This window comes from Aquitalea pelogenes, from assembly GCF_041914625.1.
Taxonomy (GTDB): domain Bacteria; phylum Pseudomonadota; class Gammaproteobacteria; order Burkholderiales; family Chromobacteriaceae; genus Aquitalea; species Aquitalea pelogenes.
The window spans coordinates 90,174-108,385 of sequence record NZ_JAYSDA010000006.1; the positions used below are offsets into that span (position 1 = coordinate 90,174).

Consider the following 18,212-nt stretch of genomic DNA (forward strand, 5'->3'; position numbering starts at 1 on the left):
TCCTTGGTACTGCCATGTTGTCGGGCAACTGCCCTGAATTCCTTACCGGGAACCGCTGACAAAACCCCCGCTCCAGCGTTGCGCCGCCTTGCCGTACGGCATGTACTGTCTGCGGCGGCGCGCCTTGGCCCGGGTTCGCTACGCGGTTTTGTTCGCGCTTCTTACTGCGAGGCCAGATGACGGGTGATACTCCACGCCAGCCGGGCCGCCGTCTTCGCGCCGTGGCTGTCGATATCGAATTGCGGGTTTAGCTCCACCAGATCGGCCCCGGCCAGCTTGCCGCTGGCGGCAATGGCGGTGACCAGTGCTTCCACCACCGGCAGCTCCACCCCCATGGCGGCAGGGGCGGATACGGCGGGCATCACGCTGGCGGGCAGCACATCCAGATCGATGGTGAGATAGACCATGTCCACCTGGTCGATGAAGTCCTGCACCGTACGCTGGGCATTGGCAAGGCCCGCCTGATTCAGTGCGCTGTCCAGCAGCCACTGCACGCCCAGCTGCCCGGCACGGGCAAACAGTGCCTGGGTGTTGGATGGCTCGGCCACGCCCAGGCACAGGTAATGGAAGGGACGGCCAGTCGCGGCACAGTCAGCGGCAATCTGCGCAAACGGCGTGCCGGAAGTGGCCTCGGCTGCCTCGCGGATGTCGAAATGGGCGTCGAAATTGATGATGCCGATTACCTTCTCAGGATGCGCTGCGGCAAGGCCGCGCCAGGTGCCGTAGGCGGTTTCGTGGCCACCACCCAGCACCAGCGGAAAGTGCCCGGCACGCGCCAGTTGCTCCACCGCCGCCGCCAGCCGCAGGTGGGCTGCATCCAGATCGCCATCGCTACAGGCCACATCGCCCATATCGCACAGCGGATAAGCCTGATGCCAGGCCAGATTGGCCAGCGCCTTGCGGATGACGGCGGGGGCTGCCGCTGCGCCGACACGGCCCTGATTGCGGCGCACGCCTTCGTCGCAGGCAAAACCGGCAATGGCGATGCCTGCCGGCAGGCCGGGTGCAAACGGCGTGGCCAGCTGGTGCCAACGGCGCGCCAGTTCGCCTTCACCGGCGTCCACACGGCCGGTCCACAGCTTCATGTCTGGAGTCATTGTGTTGTTTCCTTGCCCGGACGCTGGCCACGGAATACCCGTTCGGCCAGCGGGTTGACGCCGAGTCCGTAGACGATTTCGGCAGGGTGTTCGATATCCCACAGCAGCAGGTCGGCGACATGATCCAGCGCCAGCTTGCCGTGGCTGTGGCCACGGCCCAGTGCCTGGGCGGCATGGCGGGTAGTACCGGCCAGCGCTTCTTCCGGCGACAGGCCGAACAGCACGCAGGCCTGGTTCATCGCCAGCCGGATGGAAGCAAACGGGCTGGTGCCGGGGTTCAGATCGGTGGACACCGCCATCGGCACACCGGCCGCACGCAGCAGTTCGACTGGCGGCTTTTGCGTTTCGCGCAGGAAGTAAAATGCGCCGGGGAGCAATACCGCTACCGTGCCTGCCGTGCGCATGGCCTCCACGCCGGCAGCGTCCAGGTATTCGATATGGTCGGCCGACAGGCCGCCGAATTCGGCCACCAGCGCCGCACCCTGCAGATTGGACAGCTGCTCGACATGGCCCTTCACCCGCAGGCCGTGTTGTTGCGCGGCTTCAAACACGCGGCGGGTTTGCGCCGGGGAAAAACCCACGCTTTCGCAGAACACATCCACCGCTTCGGCCAGGCCTTGTTCTGCCACGGTGGGCAGAATGTCTTGGCAGACGTGCTGGATATAGCCATCGGCATCACCGGCAAATTCCGGCGGCAAGGCATGGGCGGACAGCAAGGTGGGGGCAATCTCCACCGGCTGGCTGTCTGCCAGCTGGCGGGCTACCCGCAATTGCTTGATTTCGTCTTGCAGGTTCAGGCCATAGCCGGACTTGGATTCCAGCGTGGTGACGCCCTCGGCCATCAGCGCCTGCAAGCGCGGCAGGCTGGCAGCAGCCAGTTGCGCCTGGCTCAGTGTACGGGTGGCGCGCACGGTGGAGACAATGCCACCGCCCTGGGCGGCAATCTGCTGATACGGCACGCCCAGCAAACGCTGTTCCCATTCCGCCGCCCGGTTGCCGCCGTACACCAGATGGGTGTGGCAATCGATAAAGCCGGGGGTGATCCAGCGGCCGGCCACGTCCACCACCTCGCCATCAAAGCTGGCCGGGTTCAGCTGGCCTTGCGGCAGGATGGCGGCAATACGGCCCTGCTCCACCACCAGCACGTGGTCGTGCAGCGCGCCGTAGGGCGCGGGGTGCTGCGCATCCATGGTGGCCAGCCGGGCATTGAGCCACAGGCTGCGGGTGCGGTTGATAGGCTTGCTCATGTCTGCTCCTGATTTGTATATACAAATAAACCCTGCATTGATGCTTGTCAACCACGATTCAACTTTGCATACAATATGTATTTGCACAAAAGTCTTTATTTATCAAATATTTGTGCAAATAAAAAAGGGAGCCAACGGCTCCCTTTGTGCATCAAAAATCCAACAGTATTTGTATAGTCAATTATCTACTGACGACTTTCAGCTATCCACCCAGTTCACCCAGCCGTACTGCCAGGTCAGCAATACGATGATGCCGAACACGATGCGGTACCAGGCAAACACCATGAAGCTGTGGCTGGAAATGAAGCGCAGCAGCCAGCGCACGCAGAAGAAGGCCGAGACAAAGGAAAACAGCAGGCCCACCGCCCAGATGCCCAGATCGTCCGCCGCCAGCAGCGCGCGGTCCTTATACAGCGAGTACAGCGAGGCAATGATCAGCGTGGGAATGGCCAGGAAGAAGGAAAACTCTGTAGCCGCCTTGCGCGACAGGCCAAACAGCATGCCGCCGATGATGGTGGCACCGGAACGCGAAGTACCCGGCACCAGCGCAAAGGCCTGGGCGCAGCCTACCTTGAGCGCATCCAGCGGGCTCATTTCCTCTACCGTCTGCACCCGGATGCTGTGCTGGCGACGCTCGGCCCACATGATGACCAGCGCACCGATGATGAACATGCTGGCCACCACCGGCGCGTTGAACAGGTGGGCCTTGATGGCCTTGCTGAACAGAAAGCCCAGTGCTGCGGCCGGGCAGAAGGCGATGGCCAGGTTGAGGATGAGGCGACGGGCTGCCGCATCATGACGTGCACCACCGACCACGGCGGCGATGCGCGCGCGGTATTCCCAGATCACCGCCAGGATGGCACCGGACTGGATGACGATTTCAAACAGCTTGCCGCGCTCGTCGTTGAACTTGAGCAACTCGCCGGCCAGGATCAGGTGACCGGTGGAGGAAATGGGCAGGAATTCGGTCAGCCCCTCGACAATGCCGAGAATGGCTGCCTTGAGCAAAAGCAGTGTGTCCATGATGTGATTGATGATGTGGGCGGGTTAAAAGGAAGAAGCAGAGAAATAATCCGCTAGCATAACCTGTCGCGATGACAGAATCACAACTGATGTGCAGCGCCGAACCGATACACGTAGCCAGCCTTATTTCTTCACCCGGCTTTGCGAGCGCAGCTTGTAACGTCCGCCCGGATGCACCAGCCGGGCAAAAGTCACCAGATTCTTGTACGACCAGGTGCGGCGTAATACCAGCAGGCAGGGCTCACCAGCGGCGATATCCAGCATGGCCAGCTCGCGAGCATCCGGCAAAATGGCTTCCACGCTGTGCTCGATATCGGTCAGCGGGCAGGTTTCCATCAGGTATTCATTGGGCGTGCGGCGGGTGAAATCCTGCAGGATGTAATCCGGTGCCCAGGCCGGGTTCACATAGCGGTCTTCCAGCTGAATGGGCAGGCCGTCTTCGCGATGCACCAGAATGGAGTGATAAATCGGCGTGCCCACCTTCACCCCCAGTTGCAGGGCAATCTCTTCACCTGCCGCGATGGTTTCCAGCTGGTGCACGTCGGCACTGTGGGTGTGGCCGCGCGCCGCCACTTCGGCAGCGATATTGTTGATGTCCAGCAGCGGCGATTCAGCCTTGCGCTCGGCCACATAAGTACCGTCCCCGGCAAAGCGCAGCAGGATGCCGGCCTCGGCCAGGTCGCGTACCGCCTTGTTGACGGTCATGCGCGACACGGAAAACTGGCTGGCCAGTTCCAGCTCGGGTGGAATCTTGCAGCCTGGCAGGAACTCCTTCTTGCGGATGCCTTCCAGAATGTATTCCTTGATACGCAGATAGCGCGGTTGAGCTGTGGCAGACACCTTGTATTCCATGCAAACGTTAAGATGAGGCATTCTAGACCGGACTGCGGCGGCTGTGGCTGATCCAGCGCAGAGTTCAGCCAATGTACAACAGCCTTGCCCGCTCTGCCCATCACCCGCCAGGCAGTTGTCACGGCCGCCTTGAGTTATGATTTGTCCATTTCCCGCCAGCGAGTCATCCGAATGTCCATTTCCCTGCCCCCCGCCGCCCAGCTGATTCCGCTTGGCAATGCACTCACCCTGCTGCAACTGGATGGCGGCAGTTTCTCCGCCACCCTGTCCTTGCTGGGTGGGCAATTGCTTTCCTTCCAGCCCTATGGACAACAGCCCTGGCTGTACATGTCGCCACAAGCCATGCTGCAACAGGGCAAGGCCATTCGCGGTGGCGTACCGGTTTGCTGGCCCTGGTTTGGCCCGCACCCGACCGACACTGCCGCTCCGGCCCATGGTGTGGCGCGGCAGCAAGACTGGCAGCTGCTGTCAGTGGAGCAGGATGGCGATGCGTTTCACGTGAAACTGCAAGGCCCGCACTGGCAAGGGCTGGATGTTGAGCTGGAATACACCCTGTCCGACCACATTGCCATGCAGCTGCACACCCATAATCACAGCCAGCAGCCACACACGATGAGCACGGCGCTGCACAGTTATCTCGCGGTCAGCGACAGCCGCCGCATTCAGCTGACCGGGGTGGAAGAAGCCGTTTTCGAAGACAAGGTAGCCGCTCGCTACAGTCGCTTGCCATCAAGCCCGCTACAGCTGAATGGCGAGTTCGATGCCATTGTCTACAGCGAGGCCGATGTCATCCTGCACGACCCGCAATGGCAGCGCTGCCTGCGCATCAGCCGCAGCGGTTCTGGCAGCGTGGTGTTGTGGAACCCCTGGCAGGACAAGGCGGCACGGCTGGCCGACCTGCCGGACGAGGGCTGGCACGACTTTGTCTGCATCGAGGCAGCCAATGCGGGTGAAGACAGCTACACGCTGGAACCGGGAAGCAGCCATACACTGGGCTGCCAGATAAGGGCCGACTGAAGCCGGCTTCCCGATGCCCCCATCCCGGTGGACAGGGTATACTGCACAGCATCGCGCCATGCTTGGCGTTGTAGTGGACAGGTAGTCAATGGCAAGACAGAACACGATTTCCAGTTATCTCCCCGTCACCTTTTCCAATGGCAACCGGGTGCGCCGCTTTGGCAAGCACTGCCCGCATTGCCATGCCATGGTAGGGTGCGAACACATGTCCGGACTGGCCAGCCTGCAGCAGGACAAGCTGTTTCTGGCCGCCAAAGGCACCTGCCCGGCGTGCCATCATCGCTTTCCCATTGCCTGCGTCATCACCGACGACAAACGGGTACACCGCGTGATGCTGCCCTTGTGGGCTTACCGCCTGTGGCTGCAACTGGCCACCCGCAACAGCCCGCAGCTGCCGGCGCGGGAAAACTGGGAAGTGGCCGAGGAAGTGCCGCTGCCGGTGGGCATTGTGGTGCCGGATGTGAATGCGGTGACACACTCCAGTGAAATCCTGGGGCGTTTTCACGACCAGACCATCAGCGCCTGGGTGGAATACGAAGGCCGCCGCTTCCTGTTCGAACGCGCCGCGCCGCCCGGTCAGTTTTCCCTGAGCGAGCACGAGTTGCTGCTGGCCGGTGCGCTGATTTACCGGCAACAGGAAATCGCCACCACGGCTTGAAATGGCCGGTATGTGGATACCTGACACCAGCCCGGCCTAGCCGGGCTTTTTGTTGGCCGCGTTTACCAGCCAAGTCATAGCGGGATCGCAATGCCTACGTTTTAACAGCTGGCTGTCCGCTGCACGGTGATGTTTACATGCCGGTGCTGTGGCAAAACCGGAAGCCATCACGCTGACGACGCAGCCCCTTCTCCCCGTGGCGCGCGCCGACTGGGGCGGGTTGGGCAAGGTTTTAAGCCGCCGCAATGTCTGAGCCATTCGACAATAGCGAATGGCGAGTTCGGCGGTGCCTTGCCCGGCCCGAATCAGGCGGGGTTTCGCGCAACCCGGGGTCGCCCAGGGGTGCAGGGGAGCTGGCGAGGCAGCTCCCCTGCCTGCTCGGCGGGCAGCCCCGCCATGAAAAACAGCACCGCGAAGCGGTTCAAAATTTAATTCCCTGCCGGAGTTGGCAACAACGGCGAAGCTCTAGATACAGTAATCCCCCCACACCGCCTGCACCGCCGCCACCGCCGCCAGCGCAGCAGTTTCGGTACGCAGGATGCGCGGGCCCAGTTTCAGCGGGGTCCAGCCGGCATCCAGCGCGGTACTTTCCTCGCGGGCGGAATAACCACCTTCCGGCCCGGCCATCAGCCAGGCCCGCTTGGGTGCGCTGGCGATATCCGCCAGCTTTTGCGTCCCCAGGGGCGACAGGATCAGCCGTGCATCCGCCTGCTGTTGCTGCTGCAGCCATTCATTCAGGCTGAGGATGGGCAGCACCTGCGGCAAGGTATTGCGGCCGCATTGCTCACAGGCTGATTGCACGATTTCCTGCCAGCGCAGCACCCGCTTGTCGGCCCGGTCGCCGGACAGCTTCACCACCGAGCGTTCGGCGGCAATCGGCTGAAACAGCGATACGCCCATTTCCACCCCTTTTTGCAGGGTGAATTCCATGCGGTCGCCACTGGAAATGGCCTGCGCCAGGCCCAGCCAGATGGGCGATTCGCGGCTGATGTCGTCAAAGCGGGTGATTTCACAGCTGGCATCGCGCTTTTGCAGTGACAGCAAGCTGGCCTGGTATTCCCCGCCCTGTCCGTTGAACAGGGTCAGGCTGTCGCCTTCCTTCAGGCGCAGCACCTGGATGTGACGGACAACGGCATCGGGCAGCGACAGGGTTTGGCCTGCCGCCAGGGCTGTTTCGATAAAAAACCTTGGCATGGCGTATTGAAAGTCCGTGGTGATAACGGTATTTTGCTTTGTTTGCTGCAGTTGCAACAACTCGTCTTTGGCAAGTGGCTATTCTGACAGCTTTTCCCGCCAGGCCCGGCCCTGACGACGCATGACGCGTCCGCATTCCTGATGAGCACCACCATTGAATGGGGGCATGGCATGCCGGATTTGCAACTATTCTTCCAGAGTGAGCCAAGCTTACCCTACCTTGCCCGCACCGGCTGACCGATAGCAGCGGGACCCAGGAGAACATAATGCAGGTGGTTGAACAGGTGATGCAGGTTGTCCGTGACGTGGCACGCCAGGAGGTGATGCCGCGCTTTTTGCGCGTGGGTAAAACGCGCAAGGACGACGGCTCGCTGTTTACCGAAGCCGACATGGCCTGCCAGCAGGCGCTGGGCGAACTGCTGCCGCGCGTGTTGCCGCACCCGGTGCTGGGTGAGGAAATGACGCGCGAAGAGCAGGATGCGCTGTGGCAGGACAACCCTGACGGCTTGTGGGTGGTGGACCCCATCGACGGCACCACCAACTTCGTCAACGGCCTGCCCTACTTTGCCATTTCCGTTGCGCTGGTGGTGCGCGGCGTCAGCGAGCTGGGGGTGATCTACAACCCGGTGTCCGACGAAATGTTCTATGCCCGCCGCGGCCAGGGGGCCTGGCTCAACGGCCGTCGCCTGCCCTTGAAAACCACCCGCAACAGCATGGGCGATGCCATTGCTGCGGTGGAAGTGAAATACCTGCGCTCCGGCAAACTGGCGGCACGCATGAGCAGCGTGGCACCGTTCGGCAGCCAGCGCAGCATGGGTTCCAGCACGCTGGACTGGTGCTTTCTGGCAGCAGGCCGCTACGACCTCTACCTGCATGGCGGTCAGCGGCTGTGGGATTACGCTGCCGGCGCGGTCATCCTGGAAGAAGCCGGCGGCCGGCTGGCCAGCCTGAATACCGACGACTACTGGACGGATACCGTGTGGAAACGTTCGGTGATTGCCGCCATCGATCCCGAGCTGTACTGCCAGTGGCACCGCTGGGTGCGGGCGAATCAGTAAAAAACGGCCCGTCTGGGCCGTTTCAACTTGTTGACAAACCCCCTCTCGCTTTCTGAAAAGAAAGCGAGGCTCGCTGCTTAAATTGGCAGGGAAAGGGCGGGAGGATTGGGATTAGACGGGAAGGCTGCGCAATCAGGTGCTTGGTCGTAAGGCCTGGCTTTGCCGGGTCCGGTGCAAGCGAACCAGATTACTTTGTCAGCAGCCTAAAACGGCCCATCTGGGCCGTTTTTATTACCGATCCAACAATGCAGCAATCAGTAGTTTTCCGGGCAGAAATGCCGTTCCACCAGCTCGATCAGGATGTGCAGCACCTTGATGTGCAGCTCCTGCACGCGGTCGGCATACTGGCCGCCCGGGGTGTTGACGTAGACATCGGCCAGCGGTTCCAGCCGGGTGGCGGCACGGCCGGTGAGGATGATCACCTTCATGCCCAGCTCACGCGCCACCGTGGCGGCGTTGACGATGGTCTGGCTATTGCCGCTGGTGCTGATGCCGATCAGCACATCGCCAGCCCGGCCATGGCTTTCCAGATAGCGCGAAAACACGTGTTCGTAGCCAAAGTCGTTGGCCACGCAGCTCATGTGGCTGGGGTCGGAAATGGCAATGGCCGCCATGCCGCGCCGGTTGTTGCGGTAACGGCCGGTCAGCTCTTCGGCAAAGTGCATGGCATCGCACATGGAGCCGCCATTGCCGCAGGAAAAGATGCGGCCACCGGCGGCCAGGCTGGCAATCAGTTGCTGCGCAGCGGCCTCGATGCTGGCCAGCGCCTCTGGATTGGCCAGCAGATTGTTCAGTGCAGTTTGCGCTTCAGTCAGGCTGGACTGGATATGGGAAATCATCAGCGATCCATCATGCTTGCGGGCAAAGGCACACTGCCATTGCCACCAGTAAACAGGGCTGGCTCATGTGCCAGCCCCGACATCATACCCCGATGCCTTCTGCCACAGGGAATGGCAGGCGGGTAAATTTCAGCGAAGTACGATCAAGGCCGTACCGGCACAGCTGACAAAAGCGCCCAGCCAGGCCACCAGCGCCGGCGGCTGTTTGTTCACCCACCACAGCATGGGCAGGATCAACACCGGACTGAGCGCGGAGAGCATGCCCACCGTGGCCACATTGGCATGTTGCAGTGCCAGCATGATCAGCGTCATGCCCAGGCCCAGCGCCACCACGCCGTTCAGCCCCGTCTGCCCCAGCATGCGCAGGCTGTAGACGCCACGGCTCCTGGCCAGCGGCAGGCCACCCAGCCACAGCACGTTGTGCGCAAGACAGGCCACACCCATGCGGATGGCCGAAGCGGTGACCGGCTCCAGCCCGCCGGCAATCGCCGGTTTGGCAAAGAAGGTGCCCAAGGCCTGGCACAGTGCTGCCGCCATGCCCAGTGCCACGCCCAGCTTGAAATGGGCCGGATGCTCCCAGGCCTTCCCTTGCTGCTTGCCACGGCCAAATGCCACTGCCAGCATCACACCGCCAAACACCATCACACTGCCGACAAAGGCCAGCAGGCTGAGCTTTTCCTGCAGAAACAACATGCCCAGCAGTACGGAAAATACCGAGTGCGTGGCAAACAGCAGGCCGGAACGCCGCGGCCCCAGCCGGTTCATTGCAGAAAAATACAGGGTGTCGCCCAGGAAAATGCCGGTCAGGCCGGAGAGCAAGGCGGGCAGCACATTGGCCCACTGCATGCTGTGCCAGCCGCCAATGGCCAGGCTGATACCGCCCAACAGCAGCGTCATCAGGCTTAGCCGCAGGCGGGTAAAGGTGAAGGGGCCAAAATGCATGGCCGGGCCGGCGCCCAGAATGGCGCCCCAGGCCCAGCAGGCTGCCGCGCCCACGGCGGCAAGGTCGTACCACATGACAATCCAGTCAGTCCCCGGCACAGGGCCGGATAGGTGTTGGGAAAAGCGCCAGCTTACCTGTCCGGCGGCCACTCCGGCCAGCGCGGTGCCGTGTCGGCGAGTAGCCAGGGCCGGTCATGGCTGGTCCAGATATGCTGACTGGCCTGCTGTGCCGGGGCCTCGTCCAGCGTGGCCACGCGCAGGATGACATAAGGGCTGCCCTCGCGCTCGGCCAGCAGATGGCTGCCGCACTGGCGACAGAAATGGCGCAGCTTGCCGGGAGAGGACTGAAAACTGCCCAGCTGTTCCACACCACACAGCCACCGGAAATGCTGGCGCAGCACCCCGGCCGTTGGCACAAAGGGCGCGGCATGGGCTTTCTGGCAAGTGTGGCAATGACAATGGCTGACGGGCAGGTCCAGTTGATCCGCTTCATACGTGATGGCACCGCACAGACAGCTGCCTAGCATGGCGCACCGTCCAGCAGGGTGATTTCCACCCGCTCCTTGCCCTTGCCGATATTCTTGCGCTTGAGCGCAATGCGGCCCACCTCGCCGGTACGGCGCAAGTGCGTGCCACCACAGGGCACCCGGCAGTAGCCGGGTACTTCCCAGTAACGCCGCTGGGCTTCCAGGTCGGAGAAGGCGCTGACAATCTCGCTGTCAGCATCGATCAGGCGCTGCACGCTGGCCGTGATGGCGGGCAGATGCGGGGTGATGGGTTCGGGCAGGGCAAAGTCGATGCGCGCCTTGTCCGCCGCAATGTGTGCGCCGATTTTCTCCACCCCGGCAAAGTCGCGGTAAATGGTTTCCAGCGTCAGTTCGGCGGCAAAGTGCAAGCGCATCAGGCGGTAGCGGCGCGGCCAGTCAATGGCCACCGTCACCTGCGCCCCGGCAGTCAGGCCATGCTCCGGCGGTAGGGTGTAGACAATGTCCTGTCCCTGTTTTTCCGCCAGTTCGACAGGCCAGCCGGCAATGGTGCCGGCATCGCTTTCCTGCCCGCCGGAAAAGGCATAGAAGATGGTGTCCTGCAGCCATAACTGCTGGCCGTCCACCCGCGCCACGGTGGTGGTGAGCGTGGTCTGGTAAGGATCGGTCCAGAACAGCTTGCCGGTCACAGCATGCGCGCCAGGTAGTCGACCAGGCTCATCGGGTAGCTGAACGGCTGGCCCAGCAGTTGCTGGTACACATTGCGGTACTCGGCATGCTTGGGCTGCAAGACCAGTGCCTGGGTCAGCGACTGCACGGCCGCGCGCGAATCGCCCAGTTGCAGCTGGGACATGGCCAGGATGAACCAGGCTTCATGAATACGGAAATTCAGCGACAGGGCCTGGCGGGCCAGCAAGGCCGCCTCCTCATAGCGTTCGCTGCTGAAGGCGCTGCCCAGCTGGCCAACGCTGCCTTCCAGTGCCGGCAAGCTGGTTTGCTTGCTCAGCACCAGGGTATGGCCGTTGCCGACATTACTGTCGCTTTCCTCCTGTGCTTCCAGCAGCCAGTAAGCGCCCAGACCTTGCTGGTTGAACCAGTTGAGTGCATCGAACAGGCCTTGCAGGGTGAACACGTGATAATGCGTGCGCCAGGGCAGTTCCGGTAGCAGGGATTGCGGCGTCACCCTTTGCTCGAAGGCCTCCACATGGGCCTGCAAGCCGGTAATCGGCCGCACGCTGTCCTCCACCAGCGCATCGCGCTTGGGGACAATCATGAAATTGATGCCGCCCGGACGTAGCACCCGCAACCATTCCTGCCAGGCGGTAAAGATGGCAGGCAGGTGCTCCAGCACATGCGAACTGGCCACGTAGTCCAGCTCGCCATTGGCAAACGGCAGGTCGGTAGCCTCGGCCACCACATCCACCTGATCCACCCCGCGGCCATGCCGCTGCTGTTCGGCGGCATACACCCGGTAGTCGGCCAGGTCGCGTTCATCCACATAGCGCACCCCGTCACACGGCGCCACGCTGATGCAGTCGGCCGGAGCCAGCGGATTATGCGCGCCGCGCCCCAGCTCGATTCCCTTGCCCTGCAAATACTGAGTTGCCAGTTCCATGATTCCTATCCTTGTTGCGCGCTCAATTCAGCGGATAGCCGCTGATAGACCTGCTGATCCAGCTTTTCCATCATGCGCTCCGGGCTGGATAGCGCGGTAAAGCCATATTGCGCATACAGGCCATGCGCATCCGCCGTGGCCAGCATCATGCGCCGCAGGTTCTGCAAGCCGGGATGCGCCATGACGAAATTCATCAAGGCCTTGCTGATGCCCTGCCCGCGCCACTGGGGCAGCACAAAAACATCGGCCAGATAGGCAAAGGTGGCCTGGTCGGTAATCATGCGGGCAAAGGCCACCTGCTGACCGTCGGCATACGCGCCAAAGCACAGCGAGCCGGCCAGCGAGCGCTCGAGAATGTCACGCGGCAACCCCGCAGCCCAATAGGACTGCTGGCTGAGGTAATGGTGAATCATGTCGCGGTCCAGCCGGGCCGGATCACAATCAAATTCCAGTGGCAGCGACTGAGGCATGCGCACGCTCCGTAATGGTCGGTGCCGGATGAGGCCGGCACGGTGTCTGCATTCAATGCCACGGCAATGGTTGCCGGATCAAGGCATTGCTGCCCGACAAGGCGGTATGGACGCGCCGGTCAGGCCAGCTGGCAGTGTCGACCGGAAGCCGTTTGCGGTCAACGGCTATTCACGGTGCATGCGCTGTTTACAGTATTGCCAGCAGCGTTGCAGCCAGCTATCCGGCGCGGCATGTGCCGCCACCTCTGGGGGCACTTCGCCTGAGGTCTGGCTCAGGCGGGCATATTCATGCGCCGACAGCTCTTCGGGCAAGGAGGAGGACCGGGCTTGCCGCCTGTGCTTCACCCGGGAAAAGATGCGTACCATGCTGACATTTCCTGTGCAAAAACCCGGCCTGACTGGGAATAAAATATGACAGGCCATGATTTGCACATTTAATGCCAAAGTCATTACAGTGCCAAGTCGTGGTGATTACCTATTGCTGCACAACTGGCACGCAGGGAGACATCAGGCGGCAGCTGTTCGCTTGTCGGCCCGCATTTGCAGCAGGCCGGCGGCCGAATACAGCAGCAAGGCCAGCCAGATCAGGCTGAAACCGAACAGCTTGCCGCTATCGAAGGGCTCACCAAACAACAGCACACCCAGTGCCAGCTGAATGGTGGGGCCGATGTACTGGATCAATCCCACCGTGGCCAGCTTCAGCCGTCGCGCGCCGGCGGCAAACAGCAACAGCGGGATGGCAGTCACCACGCCGGCACCCACCAGCAGCACATCCAGCGACAGCGCCTGATGCAGGAAAGCACCCTGCCCCTGCCATTGAAACCAGCCCAGCGCCAGCAAGGCCAGCGGTGCCATCAGGAAGGTTTCCAGCGCCAGTCCCTCCAGCGAGGCCAGCGGTGCTTTCTTGCGCAGCAGGCCATACAGGCCGAAGGTGGCCGCCAGCGACAGGGCAATCAGCGGCAAGGTGCCGGTACACCAGGTAATCCAGGCCACACCGGCCGCAGCCAGCGCCACCGCCGTGCGCTGGATGGGCGTGAGCTTCTCCGCCAGGAACAGACGCCCCAGCAAGACATTGAACAGCGGGTTGATGAAATAACCCAGGCTGGCTTCCACCACATGGCCGGCATTCACCGCCCAGATGTAAATCAGCCAGTTCAGCGACAGCATCAGCGAGGACAAGCCGAAAATGGCCAGCTTTTGCGGCTGGCGCACTGCCTCGCCCAGCCAGGCCCAGTTGTGACGCACGGTGAGGATGCCGGCCACAAACACGGCAGACCAGACAATGCGGTGACAGAGAATCTGCAAGGCAGGCACCTGGTGCAGCGGCTTCCAGTACAGCGGAAACAGGCCCCAGATAACGAAGGCAATAAACGCAAACAGGACGCCACGGGTGGCATCCTGACGGGAAGGGATAGCGGACATGACACGCTCGATGACTGGTTTTTTGATTGTGCAGCTTAACGGCTTCTGCCGCGCAGAAAAACCATGGCTGCCATAACATGCTGTTCTGCCAGACAAACAATCGGCCGCGGCAACACGGCCAGACCATGCTGCACTGGCACAATCGCCGCAGTTGCCCTGCCTGTCCGTCAATACCTTTGACGTTGACGTAAACGTAAGCTACAGTCCGCCACATGAAGCCCCTGCCACTGTGCCTGCCAAAAGGCTGCTCTCTGGCAGCAAAACGGCCTACAACATAATGAAAGGCGGGTGCTTTCTTGCCGGAAAACCCGCCCCCGCCACAAGCGAAAACAAGCCGCAGGCCGTACCGGCCACCTTACCGGACAGGACCTGAGCGGCAGGAGGAGAAACCATGTCGATCCGTCATGTTGATCTGGAAGAGAAATACACCGCCCCCACCGGCCAGGTGCTGATGACAGGCATCCAGGCGCTGGTTCGCCTGCCCATGCTGCAACAGGAGCTGGACCGTGCAGCCGGGCTGAATACCGCAGGCTATGTCACCGGCTATCGTGGCTCGCCCCTGGGCAATGTCGACCAGACCATGCAGAAGGCCGAGCCCTACCTCAAGCAACACAATGTGGTGTTTCATCCCGGCCTGAACGAAGACCTGGCCGCCACCGCGGTGTGGGGTACGCAACAGGTCAACATGTTCGAAGGGGCCAAGTACGATGGCGTGTACGCCATGTGGTACGGCAAGGGCCCCGGTGTGGACCGCTCCGGCGACGTGATCAAGCACGGCAACGTGGCTGGCACCAGTGCCAAGGGCGGTGTGCTGCTGGTGGCCGGTGACGACCACGCGGCCAAGTCCTCCACCTTTCCGCACCAGTCCGACCACATCCTGGCCGCCAGCATGATTCCGGTACTGTCCCCGTCCGGCGTGCAGGAAGTGATCGACTTCGGCCTGCACGGCTGGGCGATGAGCCGCTACTCCGGCTGCTGGGTTTCCATCAAGGCCATTTCCGACACCATCGAAAGCTCGGCGGTAGTGGACATTTCGCCGGAACGCTTCAACTTTGTCATTCCGCAGGACTTCCCCATTCCGGAAGGCGGCCTGTCCATCCGCTGGCCGGACCCGCCGCTGGTGCAGGAAAAACGCGTGCTGCACCACCGCCTGTATGCCGCGCTGGCTTATGCCCGCGCCAACAAGCTCAACCACATCACGCTGGATTCGCCCAAGCCGCGTCTGGGTATCATCACCTGTGGCAAGAGCTATCTGGACGTGATGCAGGCGCTGGACGACCTGGGCATCGACGAAGCCCTGGCCGCCGACATCGGCCTGCGCATCTTCAAGGTGGGCATGGTGTGGCCGCTGGAACCGGAAGGCGTGCGCCACTTTGCCGAAGGGCTGGATGAAATCCTGGTGGTGGAAGAAAAACGCCAGATCATCGAATACCAGTTGAAGGAACAGCTATACAACTGGCGTGATGACGTGCGCCCGCGCGTGGTGGGCAAGTTTGCCGAAAAAGGTGAATGGGCATTGCCGCACGGCGACTGGCTGTTGCCCGCTGCCGGCGAGCTGACCCCGGCCATGATTGCCCGCGCCATTGCCAGCCGCCTGGCGCTGATTTTCGACAGCCCGGTGATTCACGACCGGCTGAAGTTCTACGACGAAAAAGAAGCCCAGCTGGTGAAGCCGCGCGAAGCCATTGCCCGCGTGCCGCATTACTGCTCCGGCTGTCCGCACAACACCAGCACCCGCGTGCCGGAAGGCAGCCGCGCCGTGGCCGGCATCGGCTGTCACTACATGGCGCACTGGATTGAAGGCGACAGCACCAAAACCTTCACCCAGATGGGTGGCGAGGGCATTACCTGGGTAGGCCAGGCACCGTTCACCAATACCAGACACATTTTCACCAACCTGGGTGACGGCACCTACTTCCACTCCGGCCTGCTGGCCATCCGCGCGGCGGTGGCGGCCAAGGTCAACATCACCTACAAGCTGCTGTACAACGACGCGGTGGCCATGACCGGCGGCCAGCATGTGGATGGCTATCTGGACGTGCCGATGATTACCCGCCAGCTGGCGGCCGAAGGCGTCAAGCGCATCGTCATCACCAGTGACGACCCGGACAAATACCAGAGCGTGCAAGGCCTGGCTCCCGGCGTGGACGTGTTCCACCGCCGCGAACTGGACCGCCTGCAAAAAGAGCTGCGTGAAACCGAAGGCACCACCGTGCTGATTCACGACCAGACCTGCGCCGCAGAAAAGCGCCGCCGGCGCAAACGCGGTGAATTCCCCGACCCGGCCAAGCGCGCCTTCATCAACGAAAAAGTGTGCGAAGGCTGTGGCGACTGCAGCAAGAAATCCGGCTGCCTGTCGGTGCTGCCGGTGGAAACGGCACTGGGCCGCAAACGCAAGATCGACCAGTCCAGCTGCAACAAGGACTACTCCTGCGTGGAAGGCTTCTGCCCCAGCTTTGTCACCGTGGAAGGCGGCACGCTGAAAAAGCAAAGCGGTGCCGCCGCCACGCTGGACAGCATGCCCACCCTGCCTGCGCCGCAGATTCCGGCGCTTGAAGACCCGTTCAGCATCATGATTACCGGCGTGGGCGGCACCGGTGTGGTCACCATCGGCCAGGTACTGGGCATGGCTGCTTATCTGGACAACAAGGGCGTTACCGTACTGGACATGGCAGGCCTCGCACAAAAAGGCGGCTCGGTGTGGTCGCACGTGCGTATTGCCAACAGCCAGCAGCAACTGCATGCCGTGCGCATTGCCGCTGGCGATGCCAACCTGGTGCTGGGCTGTGACCTGGTGGTCACCGCCGCGGAGGAAGCACTGGCCAAGATGCGCGAGGGCTTCAGCCACGCCATCGTCAACAGCTACGAATCCCCTACCAGCGCCTTCCTGAAAAACCCGGACGTACGCTTCCCCAGCCGTGCCATGAAGGATGCGGTAATCGAATCGGTCGGTGCCGGCCGCTTCTGGGAAGTCAATGCCACCCGTCTGGCCACCGCGCTGATGGGCGATGCCATTGCCAGCAATATGTTCATGCTGGGTTACGCCTGGCAGAAGGGCCTGGTGCCGGTCAGCGAAGAAGCGCTGATGGAAGCCATCCGCCTGAATGGCGCTGCGGTGAAATTCAATCAGCAGGCCTTTATCTGGGGGCGTCATGCCGCCCACGATCCGGGCCGGGTGGAAGCACTGACCAACCCGTCTTCCGTGGTGCAGTTTGTTCCACGTGAAACGCTGGATGGCGTACTGCATCACCGCGCCAAGGAACTGCTGAACTACCAGAACCAGGCGCTGGCCGAGCGTTACAAAGCGCTGGTGGGCAAGGTTCAGGCAGCGGAACAGGCGCTGAACCCGGCCAGCAGCAGCCTGTCGCTGGCGGTGGCCCGTGCCTACTTCCATGTGCTGGCCTACAAGGACGAATACGAAGTAGCCCGCCTGTACACCGATGGCGACTTCCTGCGCGAGCTTGCCAGCCAGTTCGAAGGTGATTACCAGCTGCGTTTCCATATTGGTGCCAGCTGGGTGACCGGTGGCGTGGCCAAGAAAATCGCCTTCGGCCCCTGGCTGTTCAAGGGCATGAAGTTGCTGGCCAAGCTGCGCTTCTTGCGTGGCACTGCACTGGACCCGTTTGGCTGGCAGAGCGACCGCAAACTGGAACGCCGGCTGATTACCGAGTTCGAGCAACTGGTTGACGGCCTGCTATCTGGTTTGAGCCTGGACAATCTGGCAACGGCTACCGAGCTGGTGAAGCTATACGAAGGCGTGCGTGGCTTTGGTCATGTCAAGGAAGCGGCCTATCGTCAGGCCAGTGACAAACAGAAAACCTTGCTGGAGCAGTTTCGCCAGCAGGCAGGCAAACGCAAGGTAGCCTGATGGATTTGTGAGTGTTGTAGCAGTAAAGAGAGGGTGGTTCAGGCGCGGATGACATCATCCGCGCCCTTTTTTTGATCAAAAAATCCCGGTTCTGGTGAATCACTGCACTGTTTCAAGGCAGTGCCGATGCGACAAAAGCCTCGCTGGGCCATCAGGACAGCATCAGGCTCAGGCGGCGCGCTTCATCCAGCGCCTGGTCCACACCATTGTATTCATCCTGCCAGACCCAGATGCCATGGACCGCATCCAGCGCCTCCACCAGCCACAGCCGGCCATTGCTGCCCAGTGCCACCTGACGGGCACGCACCGGACGACGGTAGTTGAACATCACGATATCACTGGTTTTTTGCACAGCGGGGGTATGCTTGCGCGGGCTTGAAAAGAAGGGCATGGCGAAACCTCCTGTTGGGCGATATGCCACTGTT

The 18,212-nt window shown here is 61.9% G+C and carries 18 protein-coding genes; 4 read left to right on the plus strand and 14 right to left on the minus strand.

The features are described 5' to 3' along the window. Positions 1 to 161: 161 nt before the first annotated feature. The 4 genes from hutG to hutC all read right to left on the minus strand — a co-directional run bounded on the left by hutG (position 162) and on the right by hutC (position 4,207). Complete coding sequence (gene hutG, locus ACE3SE_RS06935; protein WP_374554342.1) at positions 162 to 1,097, minus strand: formimidoylglutamase; 936 nt, start codon at positions 1,095 to 1,097, stop codon at positions 162 to 164. Then, positions 1,094 to 2,344, minus strand: coding sequence for an imidazolonepropionase (gene hutI, locus ACE3SE_RS06940; protein ID WP_374554343.1), 1,251 nt, complete (start codon positions 2,342 to 2,344; stop codon positions 1,094 to 1,096). Before hutI ends, hutG begins: the two co-directional genes overlap by 4 nt. 198 nt (positions 2,345 to 2,542) lie before the next feature. Further along, positions 2,543 to 3,367 (minus strand): undecaprenyl-diphosphate phosphatase, encoded by an 825-nt coding sequence (locus tag ACE3SE_RS06945; protein ID WP_045845965.1) that lies wholly within the window; start codon positions 3,365 to 3,367, stop codon positions 2,543 to 2,545. 123 nt (positions 3,368 to 3,490) lie between these two features. After that, a complete protein-coding gene (hutC, locus tag ACE3SE_RS06950) occupies positions 3,491 to 4,207 on the minus strand; it encodes a histidine utilization repressor (RefSeq protein ID WP_231588830.1) in 717 nt (238 codons plus the stop codon). Between the two features lie 183 nt (positions 4,208 to 4,390). Here hutC and ACE3SE_RS06955 point away from each other — a divergent pair, with 183 nt between their 5' ends. Both ACE3SE_RS06955 and ACE3SE_RS06960 read left to right on the plus strand, forming a co-directional pair. After that, positions 4,391 to 5,236 (plus strand): D-hexose-6-phosphate mutarotase, encoded by an 846-nt coding sequence (locus ACE3SE_RS06955; RefSeq protein ID WP_374554344.1) that lies wholly within the window; start codon positions 4,391 to 4,393, stop codon positions 5,234 to 5,236. A gap of 88 nt (positions 5,237 to 5,324) precedes the next feature. After that, positions 5,325 to 5,894 carry a hypothetical protein gene (locus tag ACE3SE_RS06960; RefSeq protein WP_199102964.1) on the plus strand — a complete coding sequence of 190 codons (570 nt, stop codon included), beginning with the start codon at positions 5,325 to 5,327 and terminating at the stop codon, positions 5,892 to 5,894. 465 nt (positions 5,895 to 6,359) lie between these two features. On the opposite strand, the gene ACE3SE_RS06965 is transcribed toward ACE3SE_RS06960, so the two are convergent. Further along, the gene (locus ACE3SE_RS06965; protein WP_374554345.1) at positions 6,360 to 7,088 is read right to left on the minus strand and encodes a 16S rRNA (uracil(1498)-N(3))-methyltransferase; all 729 of its coding nucleotides are present in this window, start codon (positions 7,086 to 7,088) and stop codon (positions 6,360 to 6,362) included. Between the two features lie 272 nt (positions 7,089 to 7,360). Here ACE3SE_RS06965 and ACE3SE_RS06970 point away from each other — a divergent pair, with 272 nt between their 5' ends. After that, complete coding sequence (locus ACE3SE_RS06970; protein WP_045846006.1) at positions 7,361 to 8,146, plus strand: inositol monophosphatase family protein; 786 nt, start codon at positions 7,361 to 7,363, stop codon at positions 8,144 to 8,146. A gap of 254 nt (positions 8,147 to 8,400) precedes the next feature. On the opposite strand, the gene gmhA is transcribed toward ACE3SE_RS06970, so the two are convergent. From gmhA to rarD, 8 genes are all read right to left on the minus strand, one after another. Continuing rightward, positions 8,401 to 8,985, minus strand: coding sequence for a D-sedoheptulose 7-phosphate isomerase (gmhA, locus tag ACE3SE_RS06975; RefSeq protein WP_062788943.1), 585 nt, complete (start codon positions 8,983 to 8,985; stop codon positions 8,401 to 8,403). Positions 8,986 to 9,114: 129 nt separating this feature from the next. Beyond that, positions 9,115 to 10,002 carry a DMT family transporter gene (locus ACE3SE_RS06980; protein WP_374554346.1) on the minus strand — a complete coding sequence of 296 codons (888 nt, stop codon included), beginning with the start codon at positions 10,000 to 10,002 and terminating at the stop codon, positions 9,115 to 9,117. A gap of 56 nt (positions 10,003 to 10,058) precedes the next feature. Beyond that, a complete protein-coding gene (locus ACE3SE_RS06985; RefSeq protein ID WP_374554347.1) occupies positions 10,059 to 10,454 on the minus strand; it encodes a GFA family protein in 396 nt (131 codons plus the stop codon). After that, a complete protein-coding gene (locus ACE3SE_RS06990; RefSeq protein WP_131356872.1) occupies positions 10,448 to 11,101 on the minus strand; it encodes an alanyl-tRNA editing protein in 654 nt (217 codons plus the stop codon). Before ACE3SE_RS06990 ends, ACE3SE_RS06985 begins: the two co-directional genes overlap by 7 nt. Then, positions 11,098 to 12,027, minus strand: coding sequence for a methyltransferase domain-containing protein (locus ACE3SE_RS06995; protein ID WP_374554348.1), 930 nt, complete (start codon positions 12,025 to 12,027; stop codon positions 11,098 to 11,100). The genes ACE3SE_RS06990 and ACE3SE_RS06995 overlap by 4 nt, the downstream gene beginning before the upstream one ends. Positions 12,028 to 12,032: 5 nt before the next feature. Beyond that, positions 12,033 to 12,497, minus strand: coding sequence for a GNAT family N-acetyltransferase (locus tag ACE3SE_RS07000; protein WP_374554349.1), 465 nt, complete (start codon positions 12,495 to 12,497; stop codon positions 12,033 to 12,035). A gap of 165 nt (positions 12,498 to 12,662) precedes the next feature. After that, a complete protein-coding gene (locus tag ACE3SE_RS07005) occupies positions 12,663 to 12,863 on the minus strand; it encodes a hypothetical protein (RefSeq protein ID WP_374554350.1) in 201 nt (66 codons plus the stop codon). 141 nt (positions 12,864 to 13,004) lie between these two features. Next, on the minus strand, positions 13,005 to 13,919 hold the full coding sequence (gene rarD / locus ACE3SE_RS07010; protein ID WP_062788950.1) for an EamA family transporter RarD: 915 nt from the start codon (positions 13,917 to 13,919) through the stop codon (positions 13,005 to 13,007). A gap of 391 nt (positions 13,920 to 14,310) precedes the next feature. Between rarD and ACE3SE_RS07015 the strand changes: the two genes are divergently transcribed. Next, positions 14,311 to 17,787: an indolepyruvate ferredoxin oxidoreductase family protein gene (locus tag ACE3SE_RS07015; RefSeq protein ID WP_374554351.1), complete on the plus strand. Its 3,477-nt coding sequence runs from the start codon at positions 14,311 to 14,313 to the stop codon at positions 17,785 to 17,787. A 151-nt stretch (positions 17,788 to 17,938) separates the two neighbouring features. Here ACE3SE_RS07015 and ACE3SE_RS07020 read toward each other — a convergent pair whose 3' ends face one another. After that, complete coding sequence (locus tag ACE3SE_RS07020) at positions 17,939 to 18,178, minus strand: hypothetical protein (RefSeq protein WP_045845953.1); 240 nt, start codon at positions 18,176 to 18,178, stop codon at positions 17,939 to 17,941. Between the last annotated feature and the right edge of the window lie 34 nt (positions 18,179 to 18,212).

What these genes read in the sequence shown, in the direction of transcription:
- ACE3SE_RS07000 (WP_374554349.1), bottom strand. Translation starts at nt 12,497, where the DNA reads ATGCCTCAGTCGCTGCCACTGGAATTTGATTGTGATCCGGCCCGGCTG.
- hutI (WP_374554343.1), bottom strand. Translation starts at nt 2,344, where the DNA reads ATGAGCAAGCCTATCAACCGCACCCGCAGCCTGTGGCTCAATGCCCGG.
- ACE3SE_RS06985 (WP_374554347.1), bottom strand. Translation starts at nt 10,454, where the DNA reads ATGCTAGGCAGCTGTCTGTGCGGTGCCATCACGTATGAAGCGGATCAA.
- ACE3SE_RS06960 (WP_199102964.1), top strand. Translation starts at nt 5,325, where the DNA reads ATGGCAAGACAGAACACGATTTCCAGTTATCTCCCCGTCACCTTTTCC.
- ACE3SE_RS07005 (WP_374554350.1), bottom strand. Translation starts at nt 12,863, where the DNA reads ATGGTACGCATCTTTTCCCGGGTGAAGCACAGGCGGCAAGCCCGGTCC.
- ACE3SE_RS06980 (WP_374554346.1), bottom strand. Translation starts at nt 10,002, where the DNA reads ATGTGGTACGACCTTGCCGCCGTGGGCGCGGCAGCCTGCTGGGCCTGG.
- hutG (WP_374554342.1), bottom strand. Translation starts at nt 1,097, where the DNA reads ATGACTCCAGACATGAAGCTGTGGACCGGCCGTGTGGACGCCGGTGAA.
- ACE3SE_RS07020 (WP_045845953.1), bottom strand. Translation starts at nt 18,178, where the DNA reads ATGCCCTTCTTTTCAAGCCCGCGCAAGCATACCCCCGCTGTGCAAAAA.
- ACE3SE_RS06955 (WP_374554344.1), top strand. Translation starts at nt 4,391, where the DNA reads ATGTCCATTTCCCTGCCCCCCGCCGCCCAGCTGATTCCGCTTGGCAAT.
- ACE3SE_RS06965 (WP_374554345.1), bottom strand. Translation starts at nt 7,088, where the DNA reads ATGCCAAGGTTTTTTATCGAAACAGCCCTGGCGGCAGGCCAAACCCTG.
- gmhA (WP_062788943.1), bottom strand. Translation starts at nt 8,985, where the DNA reads ATGATTTCCCATATCCAGTCCAGCCTGACTGAAGCGCAAACTGCACTG.
- ACE3SE_RS07015 (WP_374554351.1), top strand. Translation starts at nt 14,311, where the DNA reads ATGTCGATCCGTCATGTTGATCTGGAAGAGAAATACACCGCCCCCACC.
- ACE3SE_RS06995 (WP_374554348.1), bottom strand. Translation starts at nt 12,027, where the DNA reads ATGGAACTGGCAACTCAGTATTTGCAGGGCAAGGGAATCGAGCTGGGG.
- ACE3SE_RS06945 (WP_045845965.1), bottom strand. Translation starts at nt 3,367, where the DNA reads ATGGACACACTGCTTTTGCTCAAGGCAGCCATTCTCGGCATTGTCGAG.
- rarD (WP_062788950.1), bottom strand. Translation starts at nt 13,919, where the DNA reads ATGTCCGCTATCCCTTCCCGTCAGGATGCCACCCGTGGCGTCCTGTTT.